Below are 17,420 nucleotides of genomic sequence, written 5' to 3'. Positions count from 1 at the left end.
AACATATTTCCATCTTCCCCTGATTTTATTATGCTCGATCCTCCGCATGCAAATCCGAAGTAAAGGTCACCCCATGCAGATCATGGAAAAGATTCTGTATCGCCCCACCTGGTTATGAATATAGAAAGCAACCTGCCTTCCATGCGATCCTTCAGCAGGTTGCCCTGAGAACATGTCCCATACCAGATTTGGAGGTGCAAACTTTGAGCCTGCTTCACATCGCCGTTTTATTCCCTTTCGTCGCAGGCGTTGCGCTTGCCGCTTGTTACCGTTTGATCCGCAGCATACATCCGGGATGGCCGGTCATGTTCGTCCCGCTCGGTTTATTTGCTTATTTCGCAAGCCGCGTTCCCGACGTATCGAACCGAAATCCGGTTTCCGGGTCTCTTCCATGGATTCCTTCGCTCGATATCGGATTGAATCTGTACCTGGACGGGCTCAGCCTGCTCCTTTCCTTGCTGATTAGCGGAATCGGAACGCTGGTTGTGCTGTATTCGATTTATTATATGGACCGCAAAGATGCGCTAAGCCGTTTTTATTTGTACCTGCTCATGTTTATGGGAGCCATGCTTGGCGTGGTGCTGTCGGATAATATGATCGTGCTCTACGGTTTCTGGGAATTGACCAGCATTACTTCATTTCTCCTGATTGCCTTCTACCACAAACGCAAAGCCTCCACCGCCGGGGCGCAAAAATCGTTCCTGATTACCGTCTTCGGCGGTTTTGCCATGCTGGCCGGATTCATGATGCTGTATCTGATGACAGGCACCTTCAGCATCAGGGCAACTTTTTCGGAATGGGGCAATATCCAAGATAGCTCCCTGTTTGTGCCGGCCTTGGTCCTCATCCTCATTGGCGCATTCACCAAATCGGCGCAGTTCCCGTTCCATATCTGGCTCCCGGATGCGATGGAGGCGCCGACGCCCGTCAGCGCATATTTGCATTCGGCGACCATGGTCAAGGCCGGTCTCTATGTCGTGGCCAGGTTCACGCCCATTTTTGGCGGGGAGGCCGTATGGTTCTGGCTGGTCACTGGCGTGGGTCTGCTTACCCTGTGCTACGGTTCGTTTCTCGCCGTGAAGAAAAACGATCTTAAAGCCATCCTCGCCTATTCCACCATTTCGCAACTCGGGCTGATCATGTCCCTGTTCGGAATCGGCTCGGCAGCCTTGTATTTCGGAAAAGGAGATTCGTCCGCAGTGTATGTGGTTGCGACCTCTGCCGCTTTGCTGCATCTGTTCAACCATGCGACGTTCAAAGCTGCCCTGTTTATGGTAGCAGGCATTGTGGATCACGAAACGGGCACAAGAGACATCCGCAAACTGGGCGGGCTCGCTTCCTTTATGCCCGTAACGTTTACGATCGCGTTGGTTGGTGCGTTTTCCATGGCAGGGCTTCCCCCGTTTAACGGGTTCATCAGCAAAGAGTTGTTTTTCCAGGCGATGGTTGAAGTCACGCACTTGCGCATTTTCGGGCTTGGTGAGTGGGCTGTGCTGCTGCCTGTCTTGGCATGGCTGGCCAGCGTATTTACGTTGATTTACGCAATGATCCTGACGTTCAAACCGTTTCTGGGTCGCGTTCGCAGCGACATGCCGTCCGGAAAGCTGCACGAAGCTCCCGTGGGCATGCTTGTCCCTCCGATGGTGCTTGGTGTCCCGGTCCTTCTGTGCGGATTGCTTCCAAACCTCGTTGGCGGGCCTTTGATCGAACCGGCTTTGGCTTCGGTACTCCCTTCCCTTCTGCAAGGGCGGGAGCGGTTTGACGTACATTTTTCCTTATGGCACGGCTGGACTCCCGAACTCTTTATGACGATCGGCGTCATTGGGTCCGGCGTGATATTGTACAGCATGCTTCCGAGATGGCGCGCCGTGTACGACCACTATCCTCAAGGACTGACCATAAACCATATATATCGCGTCGTACTGGATACGTTGCAGCATTACGCGCGCCGGTGGACGGAAACCTATATGAACGGTTCGGTCAGAAATTATCTCGTTTACATTTTGTCCTTTACCGTCGCTTTGCTCGGCTATGCATTTTTCCGCTCGGGTGAAAACATCGTCTGGAATCTCAAGGGAAATGCGCCTTTTTCCTTCTATGAAGCCGTTTTGCTTATCGCGCTCATCGCAGCCGCAGTCACGATTCCTTTTGCCAAAAACCGACTCTCGGCAGTCATTATGACCGGTGCCGTCGGATATCTCGTCACGCTGCTGTTCGTTCTGTTCAGGGCGCCGGACCTTGCTCTTACGCAGATGATCGTCGAGACGGTATCGGTCGCGTTGTTTCTGCTCTGCTTCTATCATTTGCCCGAACTGAAGCGAGGCAAGTCAAGCCGCGGCTATCTTTGGGTCAATCTGCTTGTATCCGCCGCCGTCGGCGTGGCGATGACCTTTGTTGCACTCGCGGCAAGCGGCACGGCCTCCCCGCAAAGCATCGCCGATTATTTCATCAGGGAGAGCTACGATCTTGCCGGCGGCAAAAACGTGGTCAATGTATTGCTGGTCGACTTCCGCGGCTTCGATACGCTGCTCGAAATCATGGTTCTTGGTGTTGCTTCCTTGGCCATTTATGCCATGGTCAACCTGAATCTGGAAGCAAGGGACCTTGGGGCAAGACTCACGTTTCCCAAAAAAGAAAAAGCAACAAGAACCGTTGAACCGTCGGAAGGGAACAAAGAAGAACACCGCAAAGCTCGCAAATACGGGCGTCACGAACACAAGCGGGTCCAAGCTTGGGATACCGTTCCGTTGCAAAGCAATGACGTGTTATTGAAAACGACGACCAAAGTTGTGACATTCATCGTTTTGACGTTTGCGCTGCACCTGTTCTTTGCCGGCCATCACAATCCGGGCGGAGGTTTCATTGGCGGGCTGGTCACCGCCGCTGCCCTCGTGCTTGTTGCGCTTGCCTTCAGTACCGAAACGATCCGCAAAGCGCTGCCCATCGACTTTCGGACGTTGACGGGCATTGGCCTCGGGATCGCCGCGTTGACCGGAACGGGCTCTTTCCTGTTCGGCGCGCCTTTTCTTAGCCAAACCTTCGGATATTTCGAACTGCCGCTGCTCGGCGAAACCGAGCTCACTACCGCGATGTTATTCGATCTTGGCGTTTACCTTGCCGTACTCGGAGTCACAATGACCATCATTTTGCAGATTGGGGAGGACCGTTGATATGGAACTATTGATGTGTGTTGCCGTGGGCATTCTGTTCGCGGTTGCCGTGTTTTTGATCTTGTCGCGCAGCCTGCTCCGGATCGTGCTCGGCATGTCCGTCCTGACGCACGGCGTGCATCTGCTGCTGATCACGATGCCGAGCCTCAAAACCGGGGCGCCCCCACTGCTTGGGGAGCAAGCGGAACGATACGTAGATCCGCTGCCGCAGGCGTTGATTCTGACCTCGATCGTGATCAATTTCGGCTTAACCGCCTTTTTCTTTGTGTTATCTTACCGATCCTATTTGAAATTGAGAACGGACGACCTGGAAGAGGTCAGGGGGCGGGCCTATGAATAATGCCGTCGTACTTCCGATCCTGCTGCCATTACTGACTGGCATCGCCGTCATTTTATGCTTTCGCAGCGTTCGCGTTCAAAAATTACTCAGCGCAGCGGGCATGCTCCTGACGACTGTCGCTTCCTTCATGCTCATTACGCAAGTTGCAAAGCATGGCGTGCAGACTCTCGCGGTAGGCGGATGGAAGCCCCCTTACGGTATCGTGCTTGTCGCGGACATGGTTGCAGCACTGCTCGTCGTCGCCGCCTCCGTGATCGCGCTGGCTTGTTTGCTCTATGCATTCCGGAGCTTGAACGAGGAACGGGAGGAGCACCATTTCTATGCGTTCTTTGCATTTTTGGTTGCAGGCGTAAACGGTTCGTTCCTCACCGGAGACCTCTTCAACCTGTTCGTCTGCTTCGAACTGATGCTGATTTCCTCGTATGCCCTGATCGTGCTCGGCGGAACGGAAAGGCAGCTGCGCGAAACGATCAAATACGTGCTGATCAACATCGTTTCTTCGTCCCTGTTCGTGGCCTCCATTGGGTTCCTGTATTCGGTCACGGGGACGCTCAACATGGCCGACCTGTCCAATCGCATCGTGGAAATCGGCCAGAGCGGCATCATTACGGTCATCGGCGTACTCTTTCTGATCGTGTTCAGCATCAAGGCCGGATTGTTCCTGTTTTTTTGGCTGTCGGGTTCGTATGCTGCCCCGCCGGCTGTCGTCACGGCGTTATTCGCCGGATTGCTCACCAAAGTCGGGCTTTACGCCATCGTGCGTACGTTTACGCTCATTTTTTACCATGACCCGGATTTTTTCAATGCCCTCATCGGATGGATGGCAGGAGCAACGATGCTGCTAGGCGTCATCGGTGCCATCTCTTACCGGGACGTCAACAAAATCCTGATCTACAACGTCGTCGCCGGCGTCGGTTTCGTCGCCTTCGGCATGGCGTCGGCAAGCCGCTCGGCGCTGGAAGGACTGCTGTTCTACATGCTGCATGACATGCTGATCAAAACGCTGCTCTTCCTGCTCGGCGGCGCGTTGATTGCGGTGGCGGGCACATCCAGGCTTGACCGCATGGGCGGACTGATCCGTCGTTATCCGCTGCTGGGCTGGATGTTTTTTGTCAGCGCGCTGGCACTTGCGGGCATTCCGCCCTTTAGCGGGTTTCCCGGCAAACTGCTGCTGTTCGAAGGGGGGCTGGAAGCCGGATTGTACGGCTTGACAGGAATTGCGGTGCTCTCCAGCCTGCTGATGCTGTACTCCGTCTTGCGCATTTTCATTCAGGCCTTCTGGGGGGAGCCGCCCAAAGGATCCATCAGGCGCCCTTACGCCGTGAACGGACTGCTGATTCCTGCAGGGGTGCTGTTCGTGTTTATTCTGTCCATGGGCATTGGTGCCGAAGGCATGTTTCGATTGACGGCACGCGCAGGCGACATTCTGCTTCATCCGAATATTTACATCGATGCCGTACTGGCAAAGGAGTAGATGCCATTGGCCTTCCAAATCGTACTAAACCTGATCATTGCCTTTGTATGGATGTTTCTCAACAATTCCTGGAGCGGGGTTGGCTTTCTCGCTGGTTACCTGCTCGGTCTACTGCTCATCGGCAGCATGCGCCGTTTCTTTCCCCAACGCTTCTACATCGTGCGGGTATGGGCCATCGTCAAATTGTTGTTCCTGCTGCTCAGGGAGCTGATCCGGGCCAGCTATGGGGTGATCCGGGAAATCGTTAAACCGAAGTTAAGCATCCAACCCGGGATTTTCACGTACCAGACACAGCTGACTTCCGATTGGGAAATTACACTGCTTTGTTTACTGATTTCGCTGACTCCCGGTTCCCTTCCGCTCGAAATTTCGGGCAACCAGCGCACCCTGTTCATCCACGCCCTGGATATTCAGGACGAACAGCAGCTGAGAGAAAACATTCGGGACACGTTCGAAAAAGCCATCATGGAGGTGACGCGCTAATGTTATCGATGGTATTATTTATATCGCTGCTTATCCTGTCGCTCGCGATTTTGGGATGCTTGTACCGTGTCCTGCGCGGTCCTTCCATGGCAGACCGGATAACCGCCCTGGATACGATCGGCATCAACGTCATCGCCATGGTTGCCGTCCTGTCCATGATGCAGCACACGCAGGCATATCTGGACATTATTTTGCTGATCGGCATTCTGGCTTTTCTCGGCACGGTAGCTTTCGCGCGTTACATTGAACGAGGGGCGGTGTTCAAACATGAACGGGATCGTTAACGGAATAGCCGGATTCGTCATCGGGTTTCTCGTTTTGCTTGGTGCAGTTCTCAGTGCGCTCAGCGCTTTTGGCCTCATCCGTCTGCCTGATGTCTATCTCAGGGCACATGCGGCGACCAAAAGCACCACGCTCGGCGTGCTGTGCGTGCTTGGCGGCACGTTCCTGTTCTTCTGGTTTTACGATGGATACATCAGTGCACGTGTAGTGCTCGGCATCGTGTTCGTTTTCATTACAGCCCCTGTTGCCGGGCATCTGAATGGACGTGCAGCATACCGCTCCGATGTGCCGTTATGGGAACAAAGCGTACAGGATGAACTGGAGCCTTTGCTCAAAGGCAAAAAGATGAATCATGAAGCGAAAGACAGGATAGAGTGAGATATGGATTCAATAGGATAAATCCCAAATCATCTATCTTTTGGAATAATTGTATAGTACGATAGAGGCATACCATTGTTCGATATCGTTAATATTCGGAGGCATGTAATACGATGAGCATCATTCTTCACATGGGAGTACATTTGATTACGGGTGCTGCAATCCTTCTTCTCACGCTTGATAAATGGTTGTCCTCACTCAAAACGTACATCATTGCCGGTATGCTTGGCGCGCTTATTTCCATTACTCCCGATATCACAAAGTTCTTCGGAGACGTTTACCTCCATTCGCTGATCACCGTGCCTTTCGTCGGTGCAGCCTTTGCATGGGTTATCCGAAAAACATTGCACGTCCGCTGGATGGCGGCTTGGGTCAGCGCCATGGCTGCCTTGTTCATCGGCCATCTGTTGATCGACTTTCTCGGTAATGGAGTCAATTTGTTGTATCCGTTCGTTCACGAAGAACAGAACTTTAGCATTTTGAATGAAATGAACGAACTTATCATCTCCATATTGTTTGGTATTGCGGTCATTAGCATGGTGATATGGAAAAAAAGACCTCCTGCCGCCACGATCGCTGTCATGCTTGTCATTCTGTTTGTGACCGCATTAAGCATCTCCAACGGAACGATTAACGCTATTTTGCATAAACGTTACGCTGCCGAACATCCTGAATACATTACCGTTTATCCCGCAAACGTACCCTTTCACTGGAATTACTACGTCCGGATTGACCATCTTACCATCATCCCCGGCCAAGGCCAGTATCTCCATATTTCGCAGTGAACGGAATACTGCAATTGCAGTAAAGTCTCCGTCATACAGATAGCCCCAGCAAGATGCCGACACGAACCGTCGGTACTTGGCTGGAGCTTTTTTTGTTAAGGATAGGTGGTGACCGGTGCTTCAAATTTCAAGGGTACGATGTTGATAAAAATTAAAATCCGTTTAGCCCCTGCCTAGCCAGCTCCTCCGAAACGATCCGTGCCAACTGGGCGGCGCCTGCGCGATTCGGATGCAGCGTATCTCCGGCCATGTACAAAGCCAGCGTGGCATCCGGCCCGATGGCCGTGAAATATGCCGAGCTAAGCCTGTTCAGGTCCACCAGCATCACGCCTTCCTCTTGCGCCAACGCACGGGTGGCATTGCTGTACCAGCGGCCCTCCGCTCTGTGCACGCCGCTCGCGTCGAAGTCAGTCGCACGTCCCTGAGGCGTCGAAAGGACCACGGTTGCGCCCTTGCCCTTCGCTTGCTGCACCATGTCGCGCATGATCTCCTTAAACTCGGCTTCGGTCGTATTGTTTTTGGCGTTGGTGTCATTGATGCCCAGCTGCAAAATAAAAACATCGCCCGGCTTCAAATATTGCAGAATCGCCTCCATCTGTCCATCATCCCGGAAACCTCTCGCAATCTGTCCCCCTGAGGCCAAGTTGCGCACCTGGAGAACATTTTCGTCCACATACGCCGGAAATAACTGTCCCCACCCGCCCTGCACGCTGGTGTCCAACGGATAATAATTGGCAACGGTCGAATCCCCGCCGATATAAATGGTCCGGTTGGTTACGGCCTGGTCGGACAGTTTCCGGATTTCCAATGCGCTCAGCGTAAACGCCGTTCCTGCCTTCCCCTCCGTCACTAGCAGATTAAGCTGGCCATCCGTCACCGGGATCTGAAATGAATCGGCAGCACCGTTGCCCGTCATGTTGATCAATTGAAACACGCCTTCGGCGGCCACACTTGCTCTGGCCGTGTTACCCAATACGACGTTTACTTCATATAATCCATTCGGCAAATCCACGTTAAACGTATTCGTGCTCTTTGTACCATACGTCAGGAACTGTACGGCATCGCTCGCAACGCCTGTTCCGGATGCGGACACATTGCGCATATTCCCGGGCGTATTGAATCCGTAACCTTTAGCGGCGGTATAAGCTTCTGTCGCCGACACGCCAATGTAACCGTTCTCAACGCTTCCTGCGCCGAAATCGAACTTGTACTCGCCCGCTGCCGCGTGCATAATGCCTGATCTGCCTGCACCAAATGGACTGCTTAACATGACAGCCGCCATGGCCACGCCAAGCAAACATGTTTTCCAACGGAACCGTTTCATCCAAACATCTCCCCTCATTTTTTCGTTATAACGCGACTGCTCCACTTCCATTTCACGTCAGCATCATAAAACGCGATCAAGCCAGTCGTATGCCCTTGTCCCGCCGATTTCATGCCCGCCCGCAAAAAAATCCGCATCCAGCACGGTTTCGGCACCCGCCTGACCATAGATTTCTTTCAATCTTGCATATGCCTCCCTTGCGGCCGTTTGCGGAAATACCCGATCTTCGTCGCCCGATTCAATGAAGAGCGGCCTTGGCGCAATCAGGCCGATCAAGTCCGGCAAATCCGCATCCTGCAAAATGCCCGGAATATAGTTGTCCAGACAATGGTTTCTGTCCAGGATGCTGCCATGGAACGTGCTGGCATACCCGCTCACAACGGCCGCGCGGCATCGTTCATCCACCGCCGCCGTAAAAGCCGTGACCAATCCGCCGCCCGATATGCCCATACTGCCGATTCTCCGGTCATCCACCTCGGAACGGGTAGACAAGTAATCGAACACCCGGCTCGTTTCATACACCCGATGGCCTGCAAGCGTGTGACCGGCCATGAGCAGATGAAGGGCAATCCGCGTGCAGGAACTCGTTCCCGGCGGCGCGTCCCGATCCTCCTTCAGTCTGCGATCGCCGAAACCAAGCAGCTCCGGTGCAGCCACGACATGCCCTCTGCGCACCAATGCAACCGCAAAATCTTTGTGCAGCCCGGGGTCCCCCGCCCGATCGGACCCATCCGGTTCCAGTCCCGATATTTCACGGCTCCCGTATCCATGCCCGTGGCACGCCACGATCGCCGAACGCGGGGTACCGGAAGCGACGGCTTCGTCGGGAATCAACAGATACAGCGGCATGCGCAGGCCTTGAAACGTCGTGATTTCGATGCGTTCCCGCGTATACCCGTCACACTTCGTGCGTTCCAGCAGGACAGGGTCCAGCTCGGCGTGAACCGCAGGGAATCCGCCAAGCCTCGCTACCAGGCTTTCGCGCAGCAGGCTGCTCCAACGTTGAACCGGCTGTTCGGGTTGATAAGATAATCGTCCGCTTGAACGAGTGTGTCTTTGCAAGTAAGCTTCAATATCCGACATCGTTTTTTCATTCCCTCCTCAGGTCGGCCGGAAGCCCTCTTTGAACATCAAGACATGGGCCTACCCTCTTTTTCCAATCATTATAGAACAGATGTCGGCGGCGGAAGTTGAACATCGTTGCCCTCTTGTCCGGTAAATTCAAGTTAGCTGATGGCATCGGAACGCACTTTGCTCCATCACCGTCTTTTCTCCCGAAATCCCGCGCAAAAAGGAGCTTGATGTCCTTGCCTGGACACAGCTCCTTTTCCCCCAACATAACTCCATGCCTTTTCTCGTAAATCATCCTTGTTCCTGTTCCAAGCTCCCCTTGCAGCATGAAAAATTCAGCTTAACGTCCCGGGATACGACCAGGCAGCCACCAGTTCCATCTGCCCATCAGTTTCATCAACGCCGGAACAAGGATCAGCCGGACGACGGTAACGTCGATGATTACCGCGGCCGTAATGCCGACGCCCAATTGCTTCACGCCCGACACGTCCCCGAAGGCAAACGGAATCGTCACCGCCAGCAAAATGGTCGCGGCCGACGTAATCAGGCGTCCCGAAGAAGCCAGTCCGCGCTGTACCGCCAGGTCGCTGTTCCCTGTAAGCCGGTAGGTTTCCTGGATTCGCGAGAGCATGAACACGCCGTAATCCATGGAAATGCCAAACACGAGGCCGGCGATGAATGCCGGAATCATGATGGCAATCGGCGTAGCCTCTATACCAAGGTGTCCCTGATTAAATACGACGGCAAGAATCCCGAAGGATGCGGCCAGGCTAAGCAAATTCATCAGGATCGCTTTGATCGGAATCAACAATGAACGAAATGCCGCGAGCAGCACGATGTAATTGGAAACGACGACAAACACGAGCACCTTGGGCAAACCGGCCTTCACCTGCTGCATGATCTCCGCCTGGTACACGGCTTCTCCCCCGTAAAGAACGTTAACGTTTGCGGGGATCCCCTGCGCATCCGTCGTTTTCATCCGCTCGATCCAATCCGTGGCTTCCGTGGAACCGGGCGCTCCTCGAATCACGGCGGACATACGGATGGCATGGGTCGAGGCATGGCTGCGCAGCCAAGTTTTCCGCTGCTCCGCCGACACTTCCCGCGAACTTGCAACCCCCGGCTTCCCGGTCATGTATTCAGGAAAATCGACGGCCGATTTCCCCCACGCGCTCTCGACTTCAACCACGCCGTGATCCCGGGAGAGCCGCTGCACCAGCTCCGCAGCTGCCCTCCAGTCCGCCGCGGTCAATCTCTCTTCCCTTGCTCCGATCAGAATATCGATTACCGAGACATCCGGATCCGAAAATGACTGCTGCAAACGTTCTGCCGCGATGCGGGATTCCGCTGATGCGGGCAACGAGGCGGCATCGGGTACCGAAAGCTCCATGTGCCGAACCGGCAGCACGCACAGCAGCAGCGCGCCCGAGCCAAGCAGCGCCATGCGAACAGGATGTTTCATGACATAACCGGACCAGCGCTGCCATGCGGATTTGGAAGCCGTTTTATCAGGAACGATTACGCCGCGTTTACTGCCAAACATATGCCGCGCATACAAACATGCGATCGCCGGCAGCAAGGTAAAATTCAACAGCACCGATACAATCAACGCGGCGATGGCTCCAAGGGCAACACTTGCGAACATCGGCAGCCGGATCCATAACAATCCGATCAGGCCGAGCAGTACGCATGCCGCGGAAAACAGGACGGCTCTTCCCGCGGTCCGAAGCGTCTGCTGCATCATTTGCTCCATGTCTGTCTGCCCTTGCCCTCGATCCCCGCGCCACTCTTCCCGCAACCGTCCCAGCAGAATTAACGCAAAATCCAAACTCAGCGCCATGCCGACCATAGGAATGACGTTAATGACAAAATTCGATAATTCCATGCAATGACCCAGCAAAGCCAGAGCTCCCATGGCAACAACGACGGCGGCGATCCCCATGGATACGGCCAAGCAAGCTGCACGCAGTCCACGGAATGCATAACACAGAACAAGCAAGGCAAGCGGCAGCCCAAACCACTCGGCATGCTCCAGATCACGAAAGCTCAGGGCGTTTACGTCCTGCTGCACCACCTTTTTGCCGGTGAGACTGATCGTTCCATGCGCATCCTGTTTCATGACCGAGCGAAGTTCGGCCAGCGGTGCCTTCATTTGCCGGGCAGGTAGATCGCCATAGTCGAGAAAGACCACTGCCATGTGCTCCTGAAACATCCGGTTCCTGCCAAGCTCGAAAGGCGAAATGACCGATTTTACGTCCGGCAGAGCGCGCATTCGCTCGATATGCTGCTTGATCCATTCCACGAATTCGGCATGAGGCGTATGGACATTTTTATCAAACACAACGATGACGGGCTCCATCGGCATGCCGAACTCCTGCTTCAAAGCACGCTGCACACGTTCCCCCTCACCATTAACCACCTTCAACCCGTGATCCTGCACAACGTCCGGCAGCCGCAGCGCCCAGACCGCTGACATCGCGATAATGAATGCCCAACAGACCATGATGAACCACGGATATCGGCATATCAAGAAAGCAAGGCGGCGATAAACCATATCCATGCTCCTTCATGATCAGATTCATCGTTCCGTTTCTTTCAGACGTGTTGCCCTCACCATCCAGCCGCGCAGAGGCGGGAACAGCCGAAGGGCTCCGGGAGCCATCTTTGTTAGAATTGGCACCCGGCTAGCTGCTTGCAGCAGTCCGCCAACCTTTAACACCCTTCCAAACTCGCGCTGCAATCGGCTGATATGCTTTCGTTTCCAACCGTCATGCGAAATGCTTCCGTTTAAATACAGCTCGGCGATGCTGCTTGCCTGAAGCGCCGAGCGGAGCGCAATCGACATCCCGTCCCCGCACAGCGGCGGGATGACCATGGCGGCATCACCGATATGCGGCACGGTTCCCCATGGCTCCGGGCGGGAGGTGATCCGGACAGGAGCCTGGGCCGTGGACGTGTCCGCAATCGGAATGCCTCCTTCGAGCCTGTTGGCGAGGGCCTTATTCGTGGATGCTGCCGCATCGATGATTTCGGCCACGCTTTTCCCCCATTTTTGAACGGTCCGCAGATCCAGCAGGGCGGCGACGTTAAGCCGCTGTTTTTCGATCGGAGCAATTCCGACGTAACCGCCCTCGCAGAAATACAATTCGACGGCCTCGCCGCCCGTGATCCCTTCATAATGGAGTTTTACCCCAACCTGGTCGGGATGTTGGCCCATTGTCGTTCTGCGGGCCGTTTTTCCCTTTACGGCGTTCTTATCATTGGCCGGAAGCAGACGGCTCGGTCTGCGGGAGCCCCACGCACCGAATGCAGCCCGCGCTTCGATGATGCACGATTGTCCATGATGGTGAACGTTCAACCGATACGCCATATTCTCCAAAGGATACCTGCTCCGTTCGCTCCGGATTTCGGCAATGCCTTCTACCTTGCATCCTTCCCATATCTCCGCACCCGCCTCCAAAGCAGCCTCATGCAGCTTCAAGTCAAGGGCGTAGCGGCTTATGCCCCATGCATTCCCGGGAAGCGGCATGCTGACGCGGGCTCCATGTTCGAAAATCAAGGCAGCCTCCCGAATGATGGCCGGCTGCAGTTCTCGTGACAGATCGGCCAGCCCCAGCATGGCCAGCATCTGCCCGGTTTCCGGGCTCATGAACTCCCCGCACGATTTGTGTCTGGGGAACACCTTCTGGTCCAGCACTATAGTGCTCCAGCCTTTGCGAGCCAAATCGATGGCCAGACTGCTGCCGGCAATGCCGCCGCCGATGATGGCCGCGTCCACCTGTTTTGTCATCCAGGTTCCCTTCTTTCGCCCTTCACTGTTGAATTTCGGCTCCCTTCCCCCATGTTGTGCTCATCTTTGGCAGAATGACCGCATATCTGAACAACGGCCGCCAAGCGTATTGCATGGCTTGACCGTCAGGCATGGCGGCACGCAATCGTTCCCAGTCGCTTCCGCGAAACCCTTTGGCCACCGATAGCGGACCGTCGTGACGAATATAGCGGTTTCGCGAAATCAGCCTGGTTGTCATCCATACGGCGGCCCACGCCAACCAGTGGCGATGAATGTCGTTGATGGCCAGTCCGATCCGGGATATGTCCAGCATACGAGTGACTACGCGCGGAACGTCTTCCTCATGAAAATGATGCAGAAATTGCGCACAGGTCACAATATCGGCACTGCCTTTGTCCAGCTCGAAAACGTCATGCTGCCTGACCCTGATCCGCGGTTCATCGGCGAATAAAACCTTCGCCTCTTCACAGGCCTCCATGGTCAAATCGATCAACTCGATGGTCATGTCAATGCGGTTGCCGTCTGCCCAGCGCAAGATGCGGCGGTTAATGTCTCCGGCACCTGCGCCGATATCTGCGATGGACAACGTCTCCGGTTTACCAGCATGCACCCAAAGGCGTTGTATGCCGTACAAGGTGGGGCGCGAAGCGGCAAAAATGTGATTCAGCCACCGCAGATGGCGGTGAGCCTGCCTGAGTTCCGTTCCTGCATCCATGGCCGGTTCATCCATGAGTTCCGGTCGGGTCGCTCTTTCTGCCAACCAGTTAAAGCCGGCCATGATGGACAGGCTCCGGTTCGGGCACTCGGGATGGAACGTAGGTAAAAGGCAACATTTCGGCCGTAATTCCCGGCCCGAACGCAAGCGCAATGCCGCGGGAGGTTTGGAGGGTATTTCTGTAGCCCTCTCTGATCGCATGAAGTACAAACATAATCGTGACCGACGACAGGTTGCCGTAATCCCGCAATATGCTCCGGCTGTACGAAACCTGCTCGTCCGACAAGCCGTACAGCTTCTGCACGGCATCCACGATGCCCCGGCCTCCCGGATGGATCGCCCAAATGTCCGGTCGTTCACCCCTCGCCAGCACACGTTCCGCAGCCTTCGCGAGATGATGTTCCAACAGCCTTGGAATTTGCGGAGACAGATACAGATCAAAGCCGGTATTGCCGACTTCCCATATCATTTCTTCGGAGCAGGCCGGAAGAAGCACGGAGTCTCCCTCGCCCAATTCGAACAGGTCGCCGTTTCCGAAGTCCGCTGATCCCACGATACACGCCGATGCGCCGTCGCCGAAAAACGATGCCGCATACAGGTCGTCCCGCTTGGCCGATGGCTGAAAATGCAAGGTACAGAGCTCCACGCACACGATCAACGCCTTGGCGTTCGGGTCTGATCTTACGATGGCATTGGCCATTTGAATGGCCTTTAGTCCGGCAGCGCAGCCTTGAAACACAAGCGGAATGCGCTGTACGCCGGGATGCAGCTCCAGCTGTTGAACGATCCGTACGTCCAGGCCGGGCAGAAACTGCCCTGTGCAGCTCACCGTGATCAGGTGGCTAATCTCGGCAGGAGCCACCGCGGCGTCCTCCAGCGCGCGGGTGGCAGCCTCCATCCCAAGCGGAATGGCCGCCGCCTTGTATTTGTCCATGCGTTCCCGGGTCAGCGGAACGTTCTCTGATGAGGTTGAATACAAATACCGGCACCCCTCCACCGGTTCAAGCAAATTCGGCTCGCACGTATACCTCGTTTCAACGCCGCACTGATTGAAAATCCGTTTCGCCCACCTTCTGGAATCAGGCTCGTCCGCCAATGCCACGGCTAACCTTGACGCAACGTCCTTCTGTTCGATGCGATGCTCCGGCAGCGCCGTCCCAATGCCCAGAATTCCGGCGCTCGCCGTCCCTGCATGCTGGTTCATGTCGCTTGTCCCCCTTCATTCCGCCTTATTCTGACACATAAGTTCAACCAATGATTTTTACACGGAGCTACTACGTGGTCAGAACCATCTTCCGATCGGCCTTATCCCCAGATTTTTTTAATCCCTTTTCAAGGGTAAAATCCGGTGATAAGCCTATGCTTCCGAAGCAGCTTTCTTTCAGAAAGCTTTTAGAACGCTTCGCTTCTCCAGATTCTTTCTGTCCTCTCCGTTATCGTGTAAATGCTAGTTCAACCTATATAGATCACTCGTGCGTAAGATATGGTACAAGTCTATTCGCGTTTGAGCCGTATTATGTTTCCAGCGCAAAAAGGGGGGAAGCACATGCCTTGCGGCATGTGCTTCCCCCCTTCAATAACTAATATGCGGATAGTCTGTTTCTCGTTTCGGATGCATGATCCGAACGCTGAAACTATACCGGTCTTACCACCGTAAACCGCTCGCCAAGCTTGGCATAATCGTTTCCGGCTAGCCGGCTCACGGGCTTCAAGTGGTCCATCAAAATGTACCCGGTCGACGGATCGTATACCTTCTCGTCAAAATGATATTGAACGATCCGCACAAGCAGCAGGTCAGTGACCACTGTGCCTTCATCATTCAAAATCGGAATGTGCTGATGCAGGCGGCACTCCATGCGGATCAATGCCTCGGCGATGCCGGGCACATCTACAGCCTTGCTCGGCACGGTCGTCAGGCTGGTCCGCTCAAGCTCACTCTCATGCGGCTCGAGCAGCGCTGCCGTTTCGTTCATATCCGGGACGATCGATTCGTCACAAATGTGCACAACGAGTTCCTTGCCAGCCAGCACGTTCCTTGCCGTATCCTTCATGCCCCCTGCCTTGCGCTGAATCGATATGGACAGAATCGGCGGATCGGAGCTCACCACATTAAAAAAGCTGAACGGCGCGGCATTGATCGTCTGCCCGTCCTCTGTCCTCGTCGTGACAAAGGCAATGGGACGAGGCACGACCGATCCGCTCATCAGTTTGTAATTTTCCTTCTGCGTCAATTGCTGTGGATCTAAAGTATGTGTCATGTGATCTTCCTTTCTTGGCCTATGTAGTGATGGTCTCACCATTATACATGCAGCTGCCCGGATTCGGCCATTTCGCGCAAAAAACTCCCTGGCGTCATGCGCCAAGGAGTTCGCTTTGTTTGTTCCGTTCATGCAGGAAACACATCTTATTTTACGATGCTGCTTTGAATATCTTCCATGATTTGCGTGTTGGCTTGCAAACCGCTGTACAGCCAGCTGCTGGAACGCGTAAATTCGAAGAGATTGCCGTTTTTCACCGCCGGGATGCTCTGCCACACTGGATCTTTCAGCGCTTCTGCCCCCGCATCCTTGTCGCTGTTCACAAAGAACAGGTAGTCCACGTTCATCTCTGCCAGCTTCTCCAACGAAATCGAGGACCAGTTGCCTGTAGCCGTAGCCGAAATTTCTTTCACCACGTCAGGCTCGGACAGGCCAAGCTCGTTGTACATCACTTCACCGCTGGATACATTGTCGCTGACGATGAAGAACTTGCCGCCCACCAGCCAAACTGCTGCAGCAGATTTCGTACCCCCGGTTACCGCATTGATTTTTTCTTTGTATTCTTTGGCTTTCACATCATAGTCATCAAGTGCTTTTTGAGCTTCAGCGCTCTTGTTCAAAATTTCGCCGATTTTCAGCAGCGCTTTGCGCCAATCACTGTTGATTTCGTCGCCAAGCACATACGTCGGAGCGATTTTGCTGTATTGTTCATATTTGCCGCCTTCAACCTGGCTCTCCGAACCGATAATGATCAGATCCGGGCTGTAACCCGCTACTTCCTCAAAAGGAAGATCGAAGGATATCGTCGGAATGCCGTCCAGATCCTTGGCCAAGTAATCCTGGGTGCCATTGGTCACGGACCATTGAGCAACAGGTTTCACGCCAAGCGTTACCAAATGGTCTTCCAGATAAGAGGCGATAATGCGCTCCGGATGGGCCGGAATGACGACTTCGTGACCCATGGCGTCCGTCATCGTTTTTTCTGCAGGAGCTTCAGTCTTCGTTTCTCCTTCGGAAGCGGTATTGTTCTCTGTGGCTGTCGACGAATTTTCACCGGTTGCCGCGCCGTTCTCTGCCGGCTTCGACCCGCATGCTGCCAGCCAGATGGACATGACCATGACCGTAATCAGCAGCATGATCATCTTTTGTTTTTTTCCGAACAAGGTAGTGACCCCCTTCTATATGACCCCGAAAATTGGAATGTGATTATGCGAAATTGGGACAGGATTGTTCTAATCACATATATTCCTATATGTACATCATTCTTGTCCAAACCCATTGACAATGATAATTGTTATCAACTGAATTGTCAATCCCGCTCCATTGGCGTCCGGGGAGAAGGCCGTTGAT

The 17,420-nt window shown here is 54.3% G+C and carries 15 protein-coding genes; 7 read left to right on the top strand and 8 right to left on the bottom strand.

Annotated features, from left to right (window positions below):
• Positions 1-203: 203 nt before the first annotated feature.
• From SNR34_RS12410 to SNR34_RS12380, 7 genes are all read left to right on the top strand, one after another.
• Positions 204-3,170 carry a Na+/H+ antiporter subunit A gene (locus tag SNR34_RS12410; protein WP_486182009.1) on the top strand — a complete coding sequence of 989 codons (2,967 nt, stop codon included), beginning with the start codon at positions 204-206 and terminating at the stop codon, positions 3,168-3,170.
• A gap of 1 nt (position 3,171) precedes the next feature.
• Complete coding sequence (locus SNR34_RS12405; protein WP_236419454.1) at positions 3,172-3,510, top strand: Na(+)/H(+) antiporter subunit C; 339 nt, start codon at positions 3,172-3,174, stop codon at positions 3,508-3,510.
• Complete coding sequence (locus SNR34_RS12400; RefSeq protein WP_343259379.1) at positions 3,503-4,984, top strand: Na+/H+ antiporter subunit D; 1,482 nt, start codon at positions 3,503-3,505, stop codon at positions 4,982-4,984. Before SNR34_RS12405 ends, SNR34_RS12400 begins: the two co-directional genes overlap by 8 nt.
• A gap of 6 nt (positions 4,985-4,990) precedes the next feature.
• On the top strand, positions 4,991-5,467 hold the full coding sequence (locus SNR34_RS12395; protein ID WP_236419450.1) for a Na+/H+ antiporter subunit E: 477 nt from the start codon (positions 4,991-4,993) through the stop codon (positions 5,465-5,467).
• The gene (locus SNR34_RS12390) at positions 5,467-5,751 is read left to right on the top strand and encodes a Na(+)/H(+) antiporter subunit F1 (RefSeq protein WP_236419448.1); all 285 of its coding nucleotides are present in this window, start codon (positions 5,467-5,469) and stop codon (positions 5,749-5,751) included. Before SNR34_RS12395 ends, SNR34_RS12390 begins: the two co-directional genes overlap by 1 nt.
• Positions 5,735-6,127, top strand: a complete 393-nt coding sequence (mnhG, locus tag SNR34_RS12385) for a monovalent cation/H(+) antiporter subunit G (protein ID WP_343259381.1) — start codon at positions 5,735-5,737, stop codon at positions 6,125-6,127. Before SNR34_RS12390 ends, mnhG begins: the two co-directional genes overlap by 17 nt.
• A gap of 113 nt (positions 6,128-6,240) precedes the next feature.
• Complete coding sequence (locus tag SNR34_RS12380) at positions 6,241-6,912, top strand: metal-dependent hydrolase (RefSeq protein ID WP_236419444.1); 672 nt, start codon at positions 6,241-6,243, stop codon at positions 6,910-6,912.
• Between the two features lie 151 nt (positions 6,913-7,063).
• Here the strand turns inward: SNR34_RS12380 and SNR34_RS12375 are convergent, their stop codons facing one another.
• The 8 genes from SNR34_RS12375 to SNR34_RS12340 all read right to left on the bottom strand — a co-directional run bounded on the left by SNR34_RS12375 (position 7,064) and on the right by SNR34_RS12340 (position 17,212).
• Positions 7,064-8,236 carry a rhamnogalacturonan acetylesterase gene (locus SNR34_RS12375; RefSeq protein WP_486182008.1) on the bottom strand — a complete coding sequence of 391 codons (1,173 nt, stop codon included), beginning with the start codon at positions 8,234-8,236 and terminating at the stop codon, positions 7,064-7,066.
• Positions 8,237-8,299: 63 nt separating this feature from the next.
• Positions 8,300-9,319: a dienelactone hydrolase family protein gene (locus tag SNR34_RS12370; RefSeq protein ID WP_486182007.1), complete on the bottom strand. Its 1,020-nt coding sequence runs from the start codon at positions 9,317-9,319 to the stop codon at positions 8,300-8,302.
• Between the two features lie 328 nt (positions 9,320-9,647).
• Positions 9,648-11,867: an MMPL family transporter gene (locus SNR34_RS12365; protein WP_486182006.1), complete on the bottom strand. Its 2,220-nt coding sequence runs from the start codon at positions 11,865-11,867 to the stop codon at positions 9,648-9,650.
• 18 nt (positions 11,868-11,885) lie between these two features.
• Positions 11,886-13,097, bottom strand: a complete 1,212-nt coding sequence (locus SNR34_RS12360; RefSeq protein ID WP_486182005.1) for an NAD(P)/FAD-dependent oxidoreductase — start codon at positions 13,095-13,097, stop codon at positions 11,886-11,888.
• A 22-nt stretch (positions 13,098-13,119) separates the two neighbouring features.
• A complete protein-coding gene (locus SNR34_RS12355) occupies positions 13,120-13,875 on the bottom strand; it encodes a methyltransferase domain-containing protein (RefSeq protein WP_486182004.1) in 756 nt (251 codons plus the stop codon).
• A complete protein-coding gene (locus SNR34_RS12350) occupies positions 13,862-15,016 on the bottom strand; it encodes a type III polyketide synthase (RefSeq protein WP_236419433.1) in 1,155 nt (384 codons plus the stop codon). Before SNR34_RS12350 ends, SNR34_RS12355 begins: the two co-directional genes overlap by 14 nt.
• Positions 15,017-15,446: 430 nt before the next feature.
• Positions 15,447-16,070: a flavin reductase family protein gene (locus tag SNR34_RS12345; protein ID WP_236419431.1), complete on the bottom strand. Its 624-nt coding sequence runs from the start codon at positions 16,068-16,070 to the stop codon at positions 15,447-15,449.
• Positions 16,071-16,216: 146 nt separating this feature from the next.
• Complete coding sequence (locus SNR34_RS12340) at positions 16,217-17,212, bottom strand: iron-hydroxamate ABC transporter substrate-binding protein (RefSeq protein ID WP_438286763.1); 996 nt, start codon at positions 17,210-17,212, stop codon at positions 16,217-16,219.
• Positions 17,213-17,420: the final 208 nt, after the last annotated feature.

The sequence above is a fragment of the Paenibacillus sp. XP01 genome (assembly GCF_057364885.1).
This window is presented reverse-complemented; position numbering and strand designations above follow the sequence as displayed.

What these genes read in the sequence shown, in the direction of transcription:
- SNR34_RS12405 (WP_236419454.1), top strand. Translation starts at nt 3,172, where the DNA reads ATGGAACTATTGATGTGTGTTGCCGTGGGCATTCTGTTCGCGGTTGCC.
- SNR34_RS12400 (WP_343259379.1), top strand. Translation starts at nt 3,503, where the DNA reads ATGAATAATGCCGTCGTACTTCCGATCCTGCTGCCATTACTGACTGGC.
- SNR34_RS12390 (WP_236419448.1), top strand. Translation starts at nt 5,467, where the DNA reads ATGTTATCGATGGTATTATTTATATCGCTGCTTATCCTGTCGCTCGCG.
- mnhG (WP_343259381.1), top strand. Translation starts at nt 5,735, where the DNA reads ATGAACGGGATCGTTAACGGAATAGCCGGATTCGTCATCGGGTTTCTC.
- SNR34_RS12380 (WP_236419444.1), top strand. Translation starts at nt 6,241, where the DNA reads ATGAGCATCATTCTTCACATGGGAGTACATTTGATTACGGGTGCTGCA.
- SNR34_RS12375 (WP_486182008.1), bottom strand. Translation starts at nt 8,236, where the DNA reads ATGAAACGGTTCCGTTGGAAAACATGTTTGCTTGGCGTGGCCATGGCG.
- SNR34_RS12370 (WP_486182007.1), bottom strand. Translation starts at nt 9,319, where the DNA reads ATGTCGGATATTGAAGCTTACTTGCAAAGACACACTCGTTCAAGCGGA.
- SNR34_RS12365 (WP_486182006.1), bottom strand. Translation starts at nt 11,867, where the DNA reads ATGGATATGGTTTATCGCCGCCTTGCTTTCTTGATATGCCGATATCCG.
- SNR34_RS12360 (WP_486182005.1), bottom strand. Translation starts at nt 13,097, where the DNA reads ATGACAAAACAGGTGGACGCGGCCATCATCGGCGGCGGCATTGCCGGC.
- SNR34_RS12355 (WP_486182004.1), bottom strand. Translation starts at nt 13,875, where the DNA reads ATGGCCGGCTTTAACTGGTTGGCAGAAAGAGCGACCCGACCGGAACTC.
- SNR34_RS12350 (WP_236419433.1), bottom strand. Translation starts at nt 15,016, where the DNA reads ATGAACCAGCATGCAGGGACGGCGAGCGCCGGAATTCTGGGCATTGGG.
- SNR34_RS12345 (WP_236419431.1), bottom strand. Translation starts at nt 16,070, where the DNA reads ATGACACATACTTTAGATCCACAGCAATTGACGCAGAAGGAAAATTAC.
- SNR34_RS12340 (WP_438286763.1), bottom strand. Translation starts at nt 17,212, where the DNA reads ATGATCATGCTGCTGATTACGGTCATGGTCATGTCCATCTGGCTGGCA.